Origin of the sequence: Allobaileyella intestinalis (genome assembly GCF_009695865.1) — a bacterium.
Lineage (GTDB): Bacteria > Bacillota > Clostridia > Peptostreptococcales > Anaerovoracaceae > Allobaileyella > Allobaileyella intestinalis.
In genome coordinates, this window is sequence record NZ_VUNB01000001.1 from 162,005 (window position 1) to 179,454 (window position 17,450).

General features: G+C 46.6%; 15 protein-coding genes. 11 read left to right on the forward strand and 4 right to left on the reverse strand.

What is annotated here, in order from left to right; all coding sequences use genetic code 11:
• The first annotated feature begins 120 nt into the window (after positions 1–120).
• Positions 121–1,110 carry a choloylglycine hydrolase gene (bsh, locus tag FYJ66_RS00740; protein WP_154571614.1) on the forward strand — a complete coding sequence of 330 codons (990 nt, stop codon included), beginning with the start codon at positions 121–123 and terminating at the stop codon, positions 1,108–1,110.
• Between the two features lie 121 nt (positions 1,111–1,231).
• Here the strand turns inward: bsh and dapB are convergent, their stop codons facing one another.
• Together dapB and FYJ66_RS00750 are read right to left on the reverse strand one after the other, a co-directional pair.
• Positions 1,232–2,029, reverse strand: coding sequence for a 4-hydroxy-tetrahydrodipicolinate reductase (gene dapB, locus FYJ66_RS00745; protein WP_154571615.1), 798 nt, complete (start codon positions 2,027–2,029; stop codon positions 1,232–1,234).
• Between the two features lie 95 nt (positions 2,030–2,124).
• Positions 2,125–2,607: a deoxycytidylate deaminase gene (locus tag FYJ66_RS00750; RefSeq protein ID WP_154571616.1), complete on the reverse strand. Its 483-nt coding sequence runs from the start codon at positions 2,605–2,607 to the stop codon at positions 2,125–2,127.
• Between the two features lie 158 nt (positions 2,608–2,765).
• On the opposite strand from FYJ66_RS00750, the gene FYJ66_RS00755 reads away from it, so the two are divergent.
• From FYJ66_RS00755 to FYJ66_RS00780, 6 genes are all read left to right on the forward strand, one after another.
• On the forward strand, positions 2,766–4,640 hold the full coding sequence (locus FYJ66_RS00755) for a DUF2207 domain-containing protein (protein ID WP_154571617.1): 1,875 nt from the start codon (positions 2,766–2,768) through the stop codon (positions 4,638–4,640).
• A gap of 111 nt (positions 4,641–4,751) precedes the next feature.
• Complete coding sequence (typA, locus tag FYJ66_RS00760; protein ID WP_154571618.1) at positions 4,752–6,626, forward strand: translational GTPase TypA; 1,875 nt, start codon at positions 4,752–4,754, stop codon at positions 6,624–6,626.
• 178 nt (positions 6,627–6,804) lie between these two features.
• Positions 6,805–10,266 (forward strand): pyruvate carboxylase, encoded by a 3,462-nt coding sequence (locus FYJ66_RS00765; RefSeq protein ID WP_154571619.1) that lies wholly within the window; start codon positions 6,805–6,807, stop codon positions 10,264–10,266.
• Positions 10,267–10,524: 258 nt separating this feature from the next.
• The gene (locus FYJ66_RS00770) at positions 10,525–10,956 is read left to right on the forward strand and encodes a MarR family winged helix-turn-helix transcriptional regulator (RefSeq protein ID WP_154571620.1); all 432 of its coding nucleotides are present in this window, start codon (positions 10,525–10,527) and stop codon (positions 10,954–10,956) included.
• A 3-nt stretch (positions 10,957–10,959) separates the two neighbouring features.
• Positions 10,960–12,132: a bifunctional pirin family protein/GNAT family N-acetyltransferase gene (locus FYJ66_RS00775; RefSeq protein ID WP_338071065.1), complete on the forward strand. Its 1,173-nt coding sequence runs from the start codon at positions 10,960–10,962 to the stop codon at positions 12,130–12,132.
• 4 nt (positions 12,133–12,136) lie between these two features.
• Entirely contained in the window at positions 12,137–12,808 is a 672-nt protein-coding gene (locus FYJ66_RS00780; RefSeq protein WP_154571621.1) for a nitroreductase family protein, read from the forward strand.
• On the opposite strand, the gene FYJ66_RS00785 is transcribed toward FYJ66_RS00780, so the two are convergent.
• Entirely contained in the window at positions 12,789–13,043 is a 255-nt protein-coding gene (locus FYJ66_RS00785; protein ID WP_154571622.1) for a hypothetical protein, read from the reverse strand. The two genes, FYJ66_RS00780 and FYJ66_RS00785, sit on opposite strands and share 20 nt — an antisense overlap.
• Positions 13,044–13,090: 47 nt before the next feature.
• A complete protein-coding gene (locus FYJ66_RS00790; protein ID WP_154571623.1) occupies positions 13,091–14,257 on the reverse strand; it encodes an MFS transporter in 1,167 nt (388 codons plus the stop codon).
• A 243-nt stretch (positions 14,258–14,500) separates the two neighbouring features.
• Here FYJ66_RS00790 and FYJ66_RS00795 point away from each other — a divergent pair, with 243 nt between their 5' ends.
• The 4 genes from FYJ66_RS00795 (at position 14,501) to FYJ66_RS00810 (ending at position 17,244) form a co-directional block, all read left to right on the forward strand.
• Positions 14,501–14,872, forward strand: coding sequence for a GntR family transcriptional regulator (locus FYJ66_RS00795; protein ID WP_154571624.1), 372 nt, complete (start codon positions 14,501–14,503; stop codon positions 14,870–14,872).
• Between the two features lie 2 nt (positions 14,873–14,874).
• Positions 14,875–15,717, forward strand: a complete 843-nt coding sequence (locus tag FYJ66_RS00800; RefSeq protein ID WP_154571625.1) for an ABC transporter ATP-binding protein — start codon at positions 14,875–14,877, stop codon at positions 15,715–15,717.
• Positions 15,718–15,719: 2 nt separating this feature from the next.
• Entirely contained in the window at positions 15,720–16,370 is a 651-nt protein-coding gene (locus tag FYJ66_RS00805) for an ABC-2 transporter permease (RefSeq protein ID WP_154571626.1), read from the forward strand.
• A gap of 346 nt (positions 16,371–16,716) precedes the next feature.
• A complete protein-coding gene (locus FYJ66_RS00810; RefSeq protein WP_206156937.1) occupies positions 16,717–17,244 on the forward strand; it encodes a rhodanese-like domain-containing protein in 528 nt (175 codons plus the stop codon).
• Positions 17,245–17,450: the final 206 nt, after the last annotated feature.

Consider the following 17,450-nt stretch of genomic DNA (forward strand, 5'->3'; position numbering starts at 1 on the left):
TTGTGACGATAAGAACATAGTAACGTCACAGTATTGAAAAAAAGCGGGTTCGGCTTTGAATATAATAGGTCACTGTTGAGTGTGAGTATATGAATCTTTACAGGAAAGGACGGCAAAGATATGTGTACAGCAATTGATTATCAAAGCGGAAAGAATTACTTTGGAAGAAACCTGGATCTGGAAGTAACTTTCGGACAGCATCCTGTTATCACTCCTTCCGATTATCCATTTGAGTTCAGAAAGATGGGAAAGATTGACCACCACCCGGCAATGATTGGAATGGGTATAGTTGCTGGCGGTTTCCCTCTTTATTTCGAGGCTGCAAATGACAAGGGCATTGGCGTTGCCGGTCTTAACTTTCAGGGGAACGCATTCTATCACCAGTGCATGGAAGAAAAAGATAATATTGCTTCTTTCGAGGTTGTTCCGTGGATTCTGTGCAATTGTTCTACCATGGATCAGGTAAGGGAACTGGCAGGGAAGATGAACGTAGTGGATATAGATTTCAGCCCGGACATGCCGTCCTCCACACTTCACTGGATGGTTTCAGATGGAAATGAATCCCTGGTTCTGGAGTCTGTGAAGGATGGACTGAAAATATATGAAAACCCTGTAGGAGTTATGACAAACAACCCTGAATTTGACAAGCAGCTGTTCAACCTGAATAACTACAGAAAGCTTTCGGCTGCAGATCCTGAGAACACATTTGGAAAAGGCGTGGAGCTGGACAAGTACAGCAGGGGCATGGGAACAGATGGAATGCCTGGGGGACTGTCCTCTCAGGAGCGCTTTGTAAAGTGCACCTTCACGAAGATGAATGTCCTTCCGGCTGAAGATGAGGCATCAGCCGTTGGACAGTTTTTCCACATTCTCCATTCTGTAGAACAGCAGAAGGGATGTTGTCAGGTAGCACCGGGAAAGTATGAATATACTATTTATTCAAGCTGCATCAATCTGGATGACATGATTTATTACTATACTACTTATGATAACAACCAGATCACCGGCGTAAGGATGAAAGACTTCGATACTTCCGGAACAGAGCTGGTAGAGGTTCCAATTGTAGATTCACAGCAGATTGCCTTCACTACAAAGACCATAAATGAGTAGAATCAGACATAGCCGGGAAGTCGTTATGTAGCTGCTATGTAATAAGAAATTAAAAAGCAGACCGCCTGTGGCAGGAAGGATTATATCCTGCAACGGAGGTCTGCTTTTGATTATGGAATCATCAGAAGCCCAGGCAGTCTGCCATAGAGTAGCTGCCTGGTTTCTGTTTAAGGAGGAAGGCTGCTGCGTCAACAGCGCCTGACGCAAAGCACTTCCAGTTTTCGGCTCTGTGGGTCAGCTCCAGTCTTTCGCCGGTTCCAATGAAAAATACGGTGTGGGTTGTTGAAATGTCTCCGCCTCTGATGGAATGGAAAGCGATGTTTCCGTCTTTTCTAGGGCAGCGGCCCTCCCGTCCATACTCCGCATCTTCGAAAACATCTTTTCCAAGAGCATCGCCGATGACTTCACCGATCTCCTTGGCCGTTCCGCTTGGAGAATCCAGCTTCTTTCTGTCGTGAAGGTCCAGAATTTCAATATCCGTTTCCTCGCCGATTGACTTAGTGGTCATCTCAACCAGCTTATAAAGGAGATTAACCAGTTTCGAAGTGTTTCCAGCCTGCATTACTGGTATATCTTCTCCTGCCTGGTCAAACATGGCTCTCTGTTCAGGGGAGAATCCTGTGGTCCCGCAGACGAGGGCTTTCTTGTGGGCTCTTGCTGCAGCCAGAACCTCCATGGAGACCTCCACCATAGAGAAGTCGATGATCACGTCACAAAGGTCGATGCATTCCTCAATGTTGTCATATACCGGAGCACCTACTTCCTTGCCAATACCTGCGGCTATTCCTGTGTCAGTACCGATGTAGTCTCTTCCTTTCGGACCCAGACTTCCGACAATCTGGATGTCTTCCTTCTGAGATGCTACCAGAGTTATGAGTTTGCCCATCTTGCCCTTAGGAGCAACGATCAATAGTTTCATTTTCATTCTCCTCCATGTTGATTATAAGCTGCGGGAATAATATACAATAAAAGGCTGAGGGCCGTTAAGGGCCTCCAGCCGTAAAGTCACAGGGATTACTCTCTCTCGAAGTTCAGGACGATGCTGTCGTCTCTTGGAATGAGGCGGCGTGTCTTTACGCCGGCTGTTGCCAGCATTCTTTTTGAAGCCAGAGTCGCCTTCTCGTGTGAGTACTTGTCGTCAAGGTAAATAACTTCTTTAATACCTGACTGAATGATTGCTTTCGCACATTCGTTGCAAGGAAAAAGAACAACGTAGAGCCTTGCTCCACGCAGAGACTTGCCACCTGAGTTTAATATGGCGTTCAGCTCTGCGTGCACAACATATGCGTATTTAGTGTCTTCTCCAATCCTTGACCAGGAAAATTCGTCGTCAGAACAGCCCACAGGAAAACCGTTGTATCCTGTTGAAAGAATTACGTTATTGTCATCAACAATGCAGGCGCCAACCTGTGTGCTGGGATCTTTGCTCCTCTTTGCTGCCAGAAGGGCAACACCCATGAAATATTCGTCCCAGGAAATATAGTCTGTTCTTTTCATATTTCTTCCTCTGTTGATTCATAATTTAAATTGAAAATTTGCACAGGTCTCACATCTTCAGACCGTGTTTATTCTATAATACACATGGTGGTTTTTCAAGAACCGGGTTTTGTTGTATAATCAAGGGATATTTTTTTTATTAGGAGAGACTGGCATTTATGAGTAGTAATGCAGAAAAACATAATATGACCAGCCGGGATGCCGGTGGAATCAAATATGCAATTGCCGGACTGCTGATACTTTTCTTTGTACTCTGTTTTACATATCAGGGTACAGTGGAATCCTACGGCGCTCAGGAAGGATATGCGCTGAAGGTCTACGACTACAAGGCGGTGGTTAACAAGAATCACAGCTATGATATTACTCAGAAACTTACAGTAAGCGTTCCGGCCGATATGAAGACTATTACCTTTTATATTCCGAAGGGCAATTATTCGATATCGGATATCAAGGTTGACGGAGGAAAGGCTGTAGCTTCTGTGAAAGATAACGACATGGAAGTAACAGCAAATGTTCCCCCCTCTGCCTCGGGAAAAGATCATACTTTTACCCTGAAATACAAGATTTCCGCATATCAGGACAATATTGGAGCCTATGACAGGATGTACTTCGATCCCCTTTCGGCGGCCTGGAAGGTGCCTATCGGAAGAGTAAACATCACTGTTTATCTTCCAGAGGACTTCCCGGATGAGGACCTGAACATGTTCGCAGGACAATTCGGCACTCAGGATGCTACAAACAAGGCTTCTTTCAGTGTAAGTGATCACGTGGTTCACATCACTGCCGACAAGGTGCCGGCAAACTTTGGAATAACTCTGAAGGCTCAGCTGCCAGACGGATACTGGAAAGGCGCCATCAACTATAACTGGGGAGAGGAAATGGCCGGTGTCATCTTTGCGGTTATTCTGATCATGACTCTCCTTCTGTGGCTGATCGGCGGAAGAGATCCGAGGATGAAGCATACGAGAAAGTTCTATCCTCCAAAGGGAATGCTTCCTATGGAAACCAGCTATCTGGATAACGGCCATTTCAAGACGAAGGATATGATCACCCTGCTCATTTACATGGGCATAAGAGGATATCTGCGAATACAGGAATATGCGCCTAAGAAATACAGGCTGGTCAAACTGAAGGAACCTCCAGTTCAGGAAGAAAAGTATGTGCGGAACGCGTTCAATACTGTGTTCAGAGATGTTTATCAGGGAAGAGCGGTGGAGATGAGTGACCTGGGGCCACGTCTCAAGGACACATTTGTCCAGATGCAGTTTGATGTTTCCAGCGGATATACCAGCAAAGATATGAGGCCGTGCACAATCCTTTCAAAGGTATTCCGCCTGATTGCAACCATAATGCTGAGTCTGGGAGTGGCATCAATTCCAACTCTGTCCAACATGTACATAGATACTGAGATGAAGTATATGATGCCAGTTGCAACTCTGATTCTGTCCTTTGTATCCATAATTGCAACCTGCTGGGTTTTTGACAACAGAAGAGAATATGATACGAATGAATACAGAGTGAAGATGGGAGCATCACTGATATTTTTCGGAGCTGTTGTTGTGTACGGCTGCGTTCAGATGTGGAGCCGGTTCAGCGCAGTAGTGGTTCCAGTTATCATTATTGTGGTTTCGTTTATCTGCCTGTGGCTCACAGTGATAATGAAGGCCAGGGCCAGAGGAAATGCTGCGGCAAACAACAGAGTGGACGGGCTCAGAAGGTTCATAGCAACGGCCAAGGAGAAGGAGATCACCTCTATTCTCAGGGATAATCCTTATTACTATTACCAGATTCTTCCATACGCCTTCCAGTTCTCTCAGATGGAGAAGTGGGCAAAGAAGTTTCAGTACATGGGCATTCAGCCTCCAAGCTGGTATGAATTTCAGCTTTCAGGTCACGCCCAGACAGATAAGATGAAGAAGAAGGGGACAGTGGCCTTTGCCTTCTCGCTGATTACATTCGCCAGGACCTTTGCCAGCGAATATGATGGGATGATCAACAGAGAAAGACTGAAATTCAGGCAGGGCCGCTTCTGACCAGGTAGAGAACCACAGGCTGTTAAATCAGAACTTAATTCAGAAATTTTAAATATTCAAATAATAAAATAATCAGAGATTCAGAAGAGATCAGAGAGGAAGAGAACATTAATGAGTGAAAAACAGAAGATAATCAACATTGCGGTAATTGCCCACGTAGATGCAGGCAAGTCAACACTGGTGGACGCACTCCTTGCCCAGTCCCATGTGTTCAGAGACAACGAGAAAGTGGTTGACTGCGTCATGGACAGCGATGCCATAGAGAGAGAACGCGGAATAACCATCTATTCAAAAAACTGTTCCATTATGTATAAGGACTACAAAATCAACATTGTGGACACCCCAGGCCATGCAGACTTCAGCTCCGAGGTTGAGCGTATCATGAAGACTGTTGATACGGTAATCCTTCTTGTAGACTCCAGCGAGGGACCGATGCCTCAGACAAGATTCGTGTTGAATAAGTCACTGGAGCAGGGACTGAATCCTATTCTCTTCATAAACAAGATTGACAAGAAGGACGCAAGAATCGATGAGGTAGTAGATGAGGTATATGAGCTGTTCATGGATCTGGACGCAAACGACGAACAGCTGGACTTCCCTATTCTGTACGGTATTGCCAGACAGGGTATTGCTGTAAGAGAGCCTGAGGACGCAGCAAGTGTTACTGTTACTGACGGGGAAAATAAGATCAAGAAGAGCCCGAAGGGTTACGGGGACCTGAATATTGAGCCCCTTCTCGAGACCATCGTTAACCACTGCGATCCATACCCTGACAAGAGAGAGGAACCACTTCAGCTTCAGATCTGCTCTCTGGCATATGATGACTACATCGGCCGTCTTGGTATCGGCAGGATTACCAGAGGTACTCTCAAGGAGGCTCAGCAGGTATCAGTGTGCAAGGCCGACGGTTCTGTTTCAAAGAACAAAATCAATCAGGTCTTCGTATACAGGGGACTTCAGAGAATGCCTGTTCAGGAAGCAGAATGCGGAGATATTGTAGTGGTTTCAGGTATTTCCGACATTTCCATTGGAGAGACTATCTGCGACGTTAACAACCCTGAATCCCTGGGTGAGATTCAGATTGAGGAGCCTACACTTTCCATGAACTTCATGGTAAACGGATCTCCATTTGCCGGAAAGGTGGGCAAATACGTGACCAGCCGCCACATTAAGGAAAGACTTGAGAAGGAGCTGGAAGTAAACGTAGGTCTCATTGTAGAACCAACAGATTCAACTGACTGTTTCAAGGTAAGCGGAAGAGGAGAGCTCCATCTTTCCATTCTCATTGAGAACATGAGAAGAGAAGGCTATGAGCTGGCCGTTTCGAAGCCTGAGGTTGTAATAAAGAGAGATGAACAGGGCAGAAAGCTGGAGCCTGTTGAAGAGGTAGTTATCAGTGTTCCTGATGAATATGCCGGTACGGTTATCTCCAAGCTGAACATCCGTAAGGGAATGATGCGGCAGATGATGAGCGAGGGAAACGGTTATTCAAGAATTGAATACGTAGCTCCTACAAGAGGTCTGATGGGCTACAGATCCGAGTTCATTAACGATACTCACGGAGAGGGTACAATGGTCCGCCGCTTTGAAGGTTTCGATGAGTGGAAGGGAGAGATCCCTCAGAGGACAAACGGCGTTGCCATCGCCCAGGAAGAGGGCTCATGCACACCTTATGCTATTTTCAACATCCAGGAGAGAGTTCAGATGTTCGTTGAACCTGGCACAAAGGTTTATGAAGGAATGATCGTAGGCATGAACTCCAGAGGCGATGACATGGTTGTTAACCCTTGCAAGGCTAAGAGAGTCAGCAACATGAGAGCAGCCGGCAGTGATGATACCATTAAGCTCACACCTCCAAGAAGATTCTCACTGGAAGAAGCTCTTGAATTTATTAATGACGATGAACTGGTAGAGGTTACTCCAGACGACATCAGACTGAGGAAAAAGCTGCTCCACGAACTGGAGAGAAGAAGATCCGGAAGATAGGTTTCAGGAAACTGACATTGAAATACTCAGGCCTGAACAATTGATATTGGAAGCTGTGCAGACTTTGTACAGCTTCTTATTTTATATGATATACAATGCACGGCCTAATTGTTTGTTTACTATTAACAATATTTGTGAAATAATAGCATAGTTAGATATTTCTTGATGGGGTGAGAAAATGGGAAGAATAAAACAGTTTAAGAAAGTACTGATCGCCAACAGAGGTGAAATCGCCATAAGGATTATCAGAGCCTGCAAGGAACTGGGAATCAGGACTATTGCGATCTACTCTGAGGAAGACAAGAACGCCCTCTTCCGCACAAAGGCAGATGAAGCCTATGAGATAGGAGAGGGAAAGAGTCCGATAGATGTGTACCTGGACATTCCCGGGATTATAGAACTGGCGAAGTCCAAGGGAGCGGATGCCATTCATCCGGGTTATGGATTCCTTTCAGAGAATCCTGACTTTGCTCAGGCCTGTGAAGATGCGGGTATAGAGTTCATCGGGCCTACCCACGATATGATGAACAGCCTGGGAGACAAGATCCAGTCCAAGCTGGTGGCAGAGAGCGTCGGGGTACCTACTATTCCTGGTGTAGATGCTGCTATCAGGTCGGAAGAAGAAGCTGTGGAGTTTGCCGAGAAAGCAGGTTATCCTGTTATGCTGAAGGCTGCTGCAGGTGGCGGCGGCCGGGGAATGCGAATTGTCAGAACAGAGGAAGAGCTGATTCCTCAGTTCAGAAGCGCAAGAAGCGAGGCGGCAAAGGCTTTCGGAAACGACGATATTTTTATTGAAAAATATCTGGAAGAGCCTAAGCATATTGAGGTTCAGGTACTGGGAGACAAGTACGGCAACGTAGTTCATCTCTATGACAGAGACTGTTCTGTCCAGAGAAGACACCAGAAGGTTATCGAATTTACACCGGCCCTGTGCATTACTGATGAGCAGAGGAAGTCTGTCTGTGAAGACGCTCTGAAGATTGCCAGAGCTGTGAACTACAGAAGTGCAGGTACGGTTGAGTTCCTTTTCGACAAAGAAGGAAATCACTATTTCATCGAAATGAACACCCGTGTTCAGGTTGAGCATACGGTTACAGAGCTGGTAACAGGGGTGGATATTGTACAGGATACAATACTGATTGCAGAGGGATATGCTCTTGATTCAGACAAGATCGGCATTAAGAGCCAGAGCGATATTCCGCTGAACGGATACGCTATTCAGTGCCGTGTAACTACAGAGGATCCGGCCAATAATTTTGCACCTGACACAGGAACTATTTCTATGTACAGAAGTGCCGGCGGATTCGGAATTCGTCTGGACGGAGGAAACGGATTTACAGGTTCCGTAATTTCACCATATTACGACAGCTTGCTGGTAAAGGTATGTTCCCATGCCAGAACTTTTGATGATACCATCAACAAGGCCATGAGAGCACTGAGAGAGATGAAGATCGAGGGCGTGAAGACCAATATCGGTTTCCTCCTCAACGTTCTCAACCATCCTGAATTCAGAGAGGGCAAGTGCAACACGGGATTCATTGCAGATAATCCTGATCTGATGAACATCAGAAAGGTTACGAACAGGGAGGTTCAGCTCCTTGATTTCCTTGGCAACAAGATTGTAAATGAGACTCACGGAGAAAGAAAGGACTTCAATGTGCCTGTAGTTCCAAAGGTGGACACCGACAAGATCGGAACACTCCACGGAACGAAACAGCTTTTTGAGGAAAAAGGCGCAAAGGCAGTGGCTGACTGGGCTCTGGATCAGAAGAAGCTGCTCCTTACAGATACATCGCTGAGAGACGCTCACCAGTCCCTGTTCGCTACAAGAGTCAGAACCAAGGACATGGAGAAGATTGCTCCGGCCATGGCATATTATGGAAATGATATGTTCTCATATGAGATGTGGGGCGGTGCAACCTTCGATGTGGCTTACAGGTTCCTGGGAGAGAATCCTTGGGAGAGATTGGAAACACTGAGAAAACAGATTCCGAATGTGCTGTTCCAGATGCTTCTCAGAGGAGCTAATGCAGTTGGATACAAGAACTATCCGGACAACACTATAAGGAAGTTCGTAAAGGAATCAGCCAAGGCTGGTGTAGATGTATTCAGGATTTTTGACTCTCTGAACTGGGTAAAGGGCATGGAGATTGCCTTGGATGAGACCTTGAATCAGGGCATGATTGCAGAAGCATGTATGTGCTATTCAGGAGATATTCTTGATGAGAGCAGAGAGAAGTACAACCTGGATTACTATGTGAGAATGGCAAAAGAACTGGAGCGCCGCGGAACGCATATTATCGGAATAAAAGATATGTCCGGACTTCTTAAGCCAATGGCTGCATATAAGCTGGTCAAGGCTCTGAAGAATGAGGTGGCTGTTCCTATTCATCTCCACACTCATGACACATCAGGAAATGGTGTGGCAACAGTGCTGATGGCAGCAGAGGCAGGACTGGATATTGCAGATGCAGCCTTCAACAGCATGTCCGGACTGACTTCCCAGCCTGCACTCAACTCTATTGTAGCTGCTCTTAAGAACAGTGACAGAGATACAGGAATGGATGAGGACGGACTCCAGAAGATTTCAGATTACTGGACTGATGTAAGACCTGTTTACAGCCAGTTCGAGTCTGATCTGAAGTCAACTTCAGCTGAGATCTATAAGCTGGAGATTCCGGGAGGACAGTACTCCAACCTTAAGCCTCAGGTAGAGAGCTTTGGTATCGGCCACAAGTTCGATGAGGTAAAAGAAATGTACGTCAAGGTCAACCAGATGCTGGGAGATATTATCAAGGTAACACCTTCATCAAAGGTAGTTGGAGACCTGGCTATTTTCATGGTACAGAACGACCTTACTCCGGATAATATCGTAGAAAAAGGCGTTGACTTCGATTTCCCTGATTCTGCCGTTTCATACTTTGAAGGAATGATCGGTCAGCCTGAGGGCGGATTCCCAGAGGATCTCCAGAAGGTTGTTCTCAAGGGAAGAAAGCCGATTACTTGCAGGCCGGGAGAGCTTCTGGAGCCTGAAGACTTTGACAAAATCAAGAAGCATCTTGTAAATGATCTGAAACTTGAGGGAACAGATCAGGAGCAGCTCAGCTATGCCATCTATCCTAAGGTGTTTGAGGATTACGTCAAGAATATCAGGGAGAAGGGAGATTTCAGAAACATGGGAAGCGACGTATTCTTCCATGGAATCTCTCAGGGCCAGACTGCAGAAATCACTCTTAAGAAGGGTCAGACTATGGTTGTCACCCTTGAGGATATCAGCAAGCCTGATGAAGCTGGAAACAGAGACCTGGCCTTCAGCGTAAACGGATACAGGAGAGTTGTGAGCGTAAAAGACAAGCAGGCTCTGGTAAAATCTGTTATGTCAGGTTCTACAATCCATTATGCAAGCGCCGACGATCCTAACGAGATTGGTGCAAATATTCCGGGCAACATCCTTAAGGTTCTGGTAGAATCTGGTGACAAGGTGAAGAAAGGAGAGCCTGTAGCAATAATTGAGGCCATGAAGATGGAAACAAATGTTATTGCTCCTAGGGACGGAGAAATTGAGAAGGTATATATCAAGGCTGGAGAGCAGGTAAAGGCAGGACAGCTTGTTGCCATTCTCAAATCCGAGGACGAATAAGGATTTAAGAAAATCTTGAGACAGGAGCCGAAAAGGATTCTCGTGCACTGATCTGGAAAGGATTAATGCATAAGGTGACTTCTGGCTCTGAGGGCTTCCTTCAATTCACTGACGGAAAAGGTTTAAAAGCACTTCTTTTCGGAAACATTCTGGAAAGAGGTGCTTTTGTAGTGAAAAAATTTTTTACCGAACTGATGAAACTGTACCGTTGACATAATGTATCTAATTAGATATAATCCGTCCATCAGGAGGTGAATTATGTTAGAGGATTCCTATATACTGATTTCCACTCACCGTATTGTGAAAGATCTTGACCGTCAGACCACAACCATCAGCGGAAGGTATGGCCTGACATTTCAGCAGTTTATGGTCCTGGAGGCTCTTCTCCACAAGGGGGTCATGACCGTTGGTGAGATAAAGGATACTATACTCAGCAGCAACGGCACCATTCCGGTAATTATTAACAATCTTGCGAAACAGGAACTGGTGCAGCGTGACAAGGATCCGGAAGATCATAGAAAGAGTGTTGTCAGGTTGACAGAAAAGGGCAGGAAACTAATTGAAAAGGTCTATCCTGAGAACGAAAAGATGTACACAGAGAAATTTGATGTATGGTCAGCAGAAGAGAAGAAGGAACTGATAAGGCTGCTGTCGAAATATCATAAAAGGCTTCGGGCCGGAGAGGAATAAAAAATGCTTAGAGAAGTTGAAAAACAGGTGCAGGGATTCAGAACACAGGACGGTGCAGGTGTCAGCCTGGTACGGGTCCTGGGAAATCAGACAACGGATGATTACGATCCATTTCTGATGCTGGATGCCTTTGATTCCACAAATCCACAAGATTACACAGCAGGTTTTCCTATGCATCCTCACAGGGGAATTGAAACGGTAACATTCCTGTCTAAGGGAACTATCGTCCACGAAGACCATCTGGGAACTAAAGCTGCCATTCACGATGGTGAAGCTCAGTGGCTTACTGCCGGATCGGGCGCTTACCATTCAGAGATGCCGCAGCCGGCAGAGAGAATGCTGGGTATACAGCTGTGGCTGAACATTCCCGCAAAGTATAAGATGACAGCAGAGCCATTTTATCATGGTATAATCAACAGCGAGATTCAGGAGTTTCCTCTGGAAGGAGGAAAACTCAGGCTTGTTGCAGGAAATTACCAAGGACAGGCTGGCATTCAGGGCAAGTATCTGCCTCTGGATTTCTATGATATTCTGCTGGATGCCCACGGTTCTGTAACTCTTGATGTATCTGGTGAAAACAAGTCCGCCATGGTGTTTACCCTGGAAGGCGGGGCTAAGGTCAGCGGAACAGAGGTTCCGGCCAAGACTGCAGCGAAGCTTGGAAACGGCGATACCGTAACTATTGAAGCTGGTGATCAGCCTGTAGAAATCTTGTTCATGTGTTCTGATCGCCTGGGTGAGCCGGTGGCATGGTATGGTCCCATAGTCATGAACACTGGTGACGAACTTATTCAGGCAGTAGACGAAATAGAAAACCACACTTTTATCAAGCATGCTGCGAAATACGAAAACCAGTTTTCCTCAAGTGACATGCAGAACAAGGAGAAGGACCTGGTGAAGATTGTTTTCGAAGAGAATGCCAGCAGAAGCGCTGCTTACAAAGATGGCAAGCTTATTGGCGAATGTGAATTCAGCCCTTTAGATGGAAAATGGATCATTTCCCACACCGGGGTTCGTCCGGGCCACGAAGGACAGGGAATTGCCAGAAAGCTGGTGGAATGTGTAATTAAGGAAGCTCGTTCCAGACAGGTAAAAATCCTGCCGATTTGCTCTTATGCAAAGAAGATGATGGAAGGTAAAGAAGAATACAAAGATCTTTTGACCACGGGAGAATAAGAAAATGATTTCAGTAGAAGAAGCAATCAGGGAGAGACATTCAGTCAGGCAATATGAGGACAGACCCATTCCCGCTGAGATAATACAAAGGTTGAAGGAAGAAATTGACAAAGTAAACGTTAAAGGAGATCTTAATATTCAACTGGTAACTGATGAACCAAAGGCCTTTTCAGGTGGCCTGGCCCATTACGGGAAATTTTCTGGTGTATCCAACTACTTTGTGCTGGCGGGAAAGCCGGGATCTGACCTCCATGAACGGTGCGGGTTTTACGGTGAACATCTGGTGCTTTTATGCCAGAGACTTGGCTTGAATACCTGCTGGGTAGGACTGACATTTAAAAAAATACCTTCAGCTTTCAAGCTGAGGGCAGGGGAAAAGCTGGTAATCCTCATTCCTGTAGGCTTTGGTGTAACTCAGGGAAATCAGCATAAATCAAAGAACATTGAAAAGGTCAGCAATCTCCGGACAGACAGTCCGGAATGGTTCAGGAAGGGTGTTAATGCAGCTCTTCTTGCCCCTACTGCAGTTAACCAGCAGAAGTTCTTTTTCAAACTTGAGAATGACAGGGTGAAGACCAGGGCAGGAGCAGGGTTCTTTTCAAAAGTAGACCTGGGAATAGCGGAATATCATTTTGAAGCTGCGTCGGGAAAGAAAATCACAGGGTATAGCCTTTGAGAAGGTTTTCCACCCGGCGGCAAACTTCCTTTTCCAGTTCATCACCTTCCGGCACTGTGTCGGGCCACAAGAACTGAGACACGAAATAAAGGCCTATCAGGGAATCTGCAATTTCCGACGGGTTTATGTCTTTGCTGAGAGCGCCTTTTTCCTGACCCCGCTGGATAACCTTCACCAGTATCCGGGACATTTTCCTGCCAGTATCGTAGAGTCCGCTGTCTGCCCGGGCGTTCATGTAACGCCTGCAAAGATGCAATGACCGTAAAACAAACGGCCGTTGCGTCAATTCTTTTTCCGGTCGAACACGCCGACCCACAGGAACATCACAACTGAGAGAAGGATGGCGGCCTGATATGATGTGCCGTCACCGGACACCGCGCCAAAGCCCGCCTGGATCGCTGTTATTATCGTAGGCGCCGTGAACTGGGCGATATACAGGGCGATGGACAGTGCCGGGATCACGGTGGTCGCGGCATTGGCTCCGGCCTTTGCGGAGGCCGTGGATATGAAATAAGGCACGCCGATACCGTTTGCCGCGCCGACCATGAATGAACCGATCAGAGTCAGCAGCAGTCCGCCGGCCGACTGGAGAGCGATATATCCCAGGATGAAAAGCACGGGAGCCATATATTTGGAATTGTTACCCATTGCGGTTTTGCATTTTGGGAAAAGAAGGCCGCCGATGAAGCCGAAGATGTCCATCCCGGCCATGATGACCGGCACGAGGGAGCTTGAAACGACGCCGCTCTTGCTGACCTCCATGGCGAAGTTGGAAGGATAGTTGAAGAAGTTCACCATCAGCAGGAACATCCCCACTATCCACGGGTAATAGCCGGCGAAAATATTTTCATGCTTTTTCTTGCTGCTCGTCTTCTGCTGGAAAATGCGCTCGTTCGGCATCCACAGGAGGACGAGCACGATACTGATCAGGCCGAGGAGGTAAACGAGGAAGCTGAGCCTCCAGCTGACCATCGCCAGGAATCCGGCGATCAGCGTGGCCACCACGCCGCCCATCATGTTCATGGCAGAAGAGTATCCCATGAGGGTGTCCTGCTTGTCACGAGTGAAGTAGTAGGTGATCAGCCCCGTGGACATAGGCATGATGATTCCCACGCCAACGCCCACCAGAGCACGGCAGATCAGCAGGAGATATATGTTAGAGCAGAGGCCCGCAGCACATCCGAATACAACGTAAAAAATAAGGCCTGTCAAAGTCAGGGTACGGCCCTTGAACAGGGCGCACAGCTTTCCGAAAAACAGGTTTGTGATCGCTATGAACAGCGCGGGCATGCTGATGATGAGCTGGATGAGGATGACCGGCTCGCCGCTGAAATGCTGCTGGATAACATCCAGCGCGGGAGCGACGGCGGCGCCCGCCATTACTGTCAGGAGTGATAACGATAGAATTGCCAGCATCAACCGCCAGCGTCTGTGATCTTGAATAAACATTTTTCACCTTCATAAAACAGAAAAAAGCGCAAGTCCCCGTTTGGACTTACGCTTTCGCAACACAACTTTCTGAAGCTTATCACTTAAAATTATAAAAAGTCAATAATTTTTTCCTGATGATTTTAGAGTATCACCTTCTGGAAATCCATGCAGTGAGAATAAACAACATATATAACAGCATATAACAGTTGACGACTGTTATATGCTGTTATATACTGTTTACACAATAAAGGAGCTGTGAATATGCATATTCTTATTAATCACTCATCCATGGTCCCAATTTATGAGCAGGTTGCGGATCAGGTCAAAAAAAATATCATTTCCGGGGAGCTGAAGGAAGGGCAGGTTCTTCCCTCTGTAAGGGCGCTGTCCAGCCAGCTCAGGATTAGTGCCCTAACCGTAAAAAAGTCATACGACCGCCTGGAGGACGAAGGTTTTGTGGTCACCGTACAGGGAAAGGGGACTTACGTTTCAACAGGTGATCTGTCTTTTGCTGAAGAAGCCAGGCGAAGAGCCGTTGAGGATGATTTCAAAAAAGCTGTGGACAAAGCCACCGCAGCGGGGATGAGGCCGGAGGAAATCCTGGAGATAGTAAAAATCATGCTGGAGGTATGAATATGATCAAAATAGAACAGCTTGTGAAATGCTACGGGGATTTCAGGCTGGATGTTTCAATGGAGGTGCCAGATGGCCGTGTTACAGGCCTGATCGGAAAAAACGGAGCCGGAAAGAGCACTGTCATCAAGGCCATACTGGGACTTATCAGACCTGATGATGGCAGGGTTAAGGTTATGGGCGTGGAATCTTCAGACATGAGTCCTGTAGTGCGAACCAGACTGGGTGTTGCCCTTTCAGATTCAGGGTTTTATTCCGGACTGTCGGTATCTGACATCGGTAAAATATTGAAAAAATCTTACAGAGATTTTGACGAGCAGTGGTTTCTGGCGGCATGCCGGGATCAGGGCCTGCCTGTGAACAAAGTCATCAAGACCTTTTCCACAGGGATGAAAGCAAAGCTCCGCGTACTGACCGCACTTTCTCACGATGCTGATCTGCTGATACTGGATGAGCCTACCGCCGGTCTTGACGTGGAGGCCAGAAACGAGATATTGGATATTCTCCGGGACTATCTGGCCAGGAACGAGAGAAGAAGCATGCTGATAACATCCCACATCGCCACCGACCTGGAGGGTATCTGCGATGACATATATCTTATCCACCAGGGGCGGATCATCCTTCACGAGGATACAGACATAATTTTGTCCGACTATGGTGTAATCAAGGCGGATGAAGAAACTTACGAAAAACTGGACAGGCAGTATCTTATCACCACCCGGAAGGAAGGCACCATGTACAAGTGCCTTACAAAAGAAAAGACTTTTTACGCTGAAAACTACCCGGGTCTGATTGTAGAAAAGGGCGGCATAGATGATTTGATTACAATGATGACCGGGAGGTAAATATGAACGGATTGTTTGAAAAAGATCTGAGGCTGATCCTCAGAAGAAAGATGTCGGTTCTTTTTTTATTCATGATATTGATCATCATGGGGCTTTCCATGGACAGTTTATTCCTTACAGGATACGGAACTGCAATTTTCGGGTTCCTGACTATGGGCACCGTGACCTGCGACGAGGCCGACAACGGCTTTTCATTTCTCTTCACCCTTCCGGTTACAAGAAAACAGTATGTGACTGAGAAATTCCTTTTCGCAGGAGCCGGCACTCTGGCAGGCTGGCTGATTTCACTGATGGTCGCAGCAGCCATGAGCTTCATAAGAAACAGGGAAAATGGAATCTTTGACCAGATTCCGGAAAATGCCGCAGTGCTGATGGTCATGCTGGCTGTGATTGCCATCTCTACTTCTGTACAGATGAAGTTCGGTGTGGAAAAAAGCAGAATCGTCCTTCTGATCAGCATGGGCGCTCTGTTTGCTGCCGGAATGGTTGTCTCAAAAGCAGCAGGCACAGGAACCGGAAGGGGTTATCAGACTCAAAGTGGAGGAGGTCCTTCTGATATGGTGATATTTCTCATGATTGCAGTGGCTTCTGCAGTGGCGGTGTTCATTGCTTATCAGTGGGGCGTAAGGATAATGAAGAAAAAAGAATTTTAGCATAACTGAAAAGCCCCGCCGGGGAGATGCCACCTTTTTTGTGTGCAAGCACGTTACAGAACACGCTCAGGCCAGCATCAACGAGCTGTACAGAGATATTAATGACGATTATATCGATGATCAACAGTAACATCTTACATTTCAGCGGATCATGGCAGTCGGTATAAAATTTCCGCTGGCAAGAGGAAAAATGGATTATTAGTACTTTCAATAATACAATTTCGCAAAGTAAAAAATTGCAATTTCCAATCTTGCTCTATTCTGTTGAAGGGTGGAGCGTCCAGTTGCTACAATCAACTTGTCAAAATACTACCGGTTTCTTTTGATGAGTAGAAGGAGAACGATTATGAAGAGAAAAACATCAATTCTCGCATTGGTTGTAGCAATCGTTTTCACGCTGGGAATGTTCAGCAGTGTATTCGCTGCCACACCAAGGTCATCCCAGGATGGAAATGAGCTTAAGGTCGAGAAGGCCACCATGGACTACATGAAGCAGGCGGAGGAAGGAAAGTACAAGACTGTTTCTACAACAACCGTGAAGAAGTGGGTCGACAACGGAGACAAGATGGTCATTATCGATACCATGCCTGCAGACTTTTATGCCGGTCAGCATGAGCCAGGTGCCATCAACGTAACATTCCCGATGACACAGAAGGAAGTTACAAAGGACATGCAGAAGGCTCTGATCAAAGCGGTTGGAAAGAACAAGGACAAGAAGATCGTGGTTTACTGCGGATTCGTTGAGTGCCCGCGTTCCCATTACGCAGCAAAGTACCTGGTAAAGAAGGGCTATAAGAAGGTTTACCGTCAGGCAGGCGGTATCGGCGCATGGATGGATGCAGGATACGAAACAGAGGCATCTCCGGCAGCATAGAGAAGATAAAGAATACAGTGATGCAGAGGAGCTGATGTGGTCGGATCCTCTCTGAATCGCATACTGTAATAAATACCGGCAGACATTTCCGGAAGGGGATGCCTGCCGGTATTTTTGTTGAGATGCGCATGGTCACTTGATGAGAATGTGTTGATCTGATCCCTGAAATACTTCCCAGGATCAGTGATGAAAACGCCATGGCTTTT